The 2,428-nt window shown below is 36.5% G+C and carries 2 protein-coding genes and 1 pseudogene; 1 reads left to right on the top strand and 2 read right to left on the bottom strand.

Annotated features, from left to right (window positions below; all coding sequences use genetic code 11):
* Positions 1-146: 146 nt before the first annotated feature.
* A complete protein-coding gene (locus AC1DJR_RS26435) occupies positions 147-596 on the top strand; it encodes a GNAT family N-acetyltransferase (RefSeq protein WP_477003903.1) in 450 nt (149 codons plus the stop codon).
* A 202-nt stretch (positions 597-798) separates the two neighbouring features.
* On the opposite strand, the pseudogene AC1DJR_RS26440 reads toward AC1DJR_RS26435, so the two are convergent.
* Positions 799-1,109 (bottom strand): annotated as a pseudogene (locus AC1DJR_RS26440) (IS4 family transposase); the annotation flags it as partial.
* Between the two features lie 150 nt (positions 1,110-1,259).
* A partial coding sequence (locus AC1DJR_RS26445) for a condensation domain-containing protein (protein ID WP_477003904.1) occupies positions 1,260-2,428 on the bottom strand: 1,169 nt, incomplete at its 5' end.

Here is a 2,428-nt window from a genome sequence, read left to right on the forward strand (position 1 = left end):
ATTCAGAGAGTTCTGTTGCAAAGTTTTTTAACAGATAAAAAGTTGGTATGATTGCAGATGGATTTTATGCAATCCTTAGTAAATGATGAGAAKTAATTATGCTRTGGGGCTGGTCAGTTGTAATTTTATAAAGGAGTTGTGARAAGTTGAAATATCGYAAAGCAAATATYGATGATATTGATAAATTGGTCGAGTTAAGAAAAAAGCAATTRGTTGATGAGGGGATAGAACCTAATATAGATATTGRTAGAGAACTATATRYTTTCTTTAAAARYAAACTAAGTGAWGGTACTTTAATTCAATGGCTAGTGGAAGATAATGAAGAAAYTATAGCTTGTGGTGCAGTAATTTTTTATGAATTTCCACCTTGTTACACCAATAAGACTGGAAAAAAGGCTTATATCACAAATATGTATACTAATGAAAATTATCGTGGGCAAGGAATCGCAACAAAGCTGTTAACTAAATTAGTTGATGAAGTTAAGATTTCAGGTATYTCACAAATATGGCTTGGGGCTTCAAAAATGGGTAGACCAGTGTATAAGAAGTTTGGTTTTATGGAAACTGATGAATTTCTAGAATTAAATATTTTTTAATAATTTGTGAAGTATAACACTTAAACTAACGAGTGCGTTAGTTCTTTAAGATTAAGATTTTTAACACCGTTCGCATAATGGGAACGGTGTTTTTTGCTTTTATAAATACGGCCATACTCCTTGTAAAAAGGAGTGCTGCCACATTTGGCGTCTATCAACGGGAAGCGGACCGAAGGGAGCATTAAGGAGTTGATAGACTCACTTTGCCAAGAGGGACCCCTAGTAGGTGTTGTGAAAGTTGGACGGCCGCCTTATTAAATCGTTGATTCAGTCCCTCAGGACTGATAATTACTGCTGTTGATGCTTCTAAACAGCTAGATAACTGAGTTAAAGAAGTCATAGCTACATTTTGGCTCACCCATACACATAAAGCGACCAAATCTTTTGTTTGTACTTACTGGTTCGTTGTACAAAACCAACATCTTTAGCAAGATCCCGTAAGGTATTTGGAGATAAAAAACTTTGAATCTCTTRAGCAAATAGTTKTAATTCKTCAGACACAGAAACAGACATAAAAAACGCCATCCTTTCCTATGATTCTAYAGAAAGRATAGCGTWTTTTTTCWTTTTAGGGGGCATTCCTTTTTATTAGCTTGATAGCAATGGGGACGAGCCTTTAAAATACAATTCCGCTAGAAATTTTTGCGCCATATTCTCTTTTATTTATGATAGTTGATTAACAACACTTTCTAAAAATTTGTCTACCTTTTCTTTTGATGTATCCGGTGTATGATAACCAATCGTAAATGTAAGTCTTCCATTATAAAAGCTTGCACCCATTGAAAAGAATGGCGCATACATAATGGGTGATGTCATGTACCCGTCCTCAGCTTGAACTTCACCAAACTGAATAGGTTCATCAGCGATCACCCCGAAATTTGTCAGTAATGGYAACGCCATCCCCATCTGTAAAGCCTGTTCGTATTGCTGATTATACATTTCCTTCACCACAGATAGCTTCATACCTGCTAGTAGCTCCATACCTGCTGCTGAAGAAAGACCTGGATTTTGAGACTTTATTTTATCCATTGATTGTTTAATTCGAACGAGAGTCTGATTAAATGATTCATCATCCTCCATTTTAATCACTGGCATTTCCATGCCGGATAAGTTGCAAATAGCACCAGTTGTATAATTAGGCAGATATCGACGTAAATCAATTGTTAAACCGATCATTTTTTCTGCGGTGCGAGGTTCTGCATACACAGTGAAATGTGATAAAGCTCGGAAGTATGCAGTCATGATTACATCATTCAAGGTAGCCTCTTGTGCTTTTGTCCATTGGGTTAGACGTAGAGATTGCTCATGGCTCAACCGCCGTACGGACATTTGAGGGGATTTATTTTTGTTGGGTTGAGATGGAAAAGACCATAACGATGCCTGTTGTTCTTGGTTAGGATGATACGCGCTTTTTATGTCCGATATTCCAGCATATTYGAATACATGTGATTGATCACGAAAACTCTCATTCCCCGTACCAAATTCCTTTATAATTTGATCCTTAGATTTTCCGAGGGAAAGTTGAGTATAAATTGCTCCAAGTAAATTAATATATTCCTTGACCCCTGCACCATCTGAACATAGATGAGATAATTTCACAACTAACATATCTGTTGTAGTGCCTCGTAATAATTTTGTTTGAACCATAGGCCCCTGAATACGATCACCAGGTTCCTTAATAAAATCTATTGCCATTATTTCAAGTTCTTGATTATTTCCTTCTGCAAAAAGGCAAATAGGTGAGTTAGTGGCAGATGAATGTTCCTCCCAGTAAGGAATATCATTTTCTACAAACCGGCTGTTCAAAACCGGCTGCARTTGTAACGTTATCC

The sequence above is a fragment of the Bacillus sp. 05T31 genome (genome assembly GCF_056396725.1).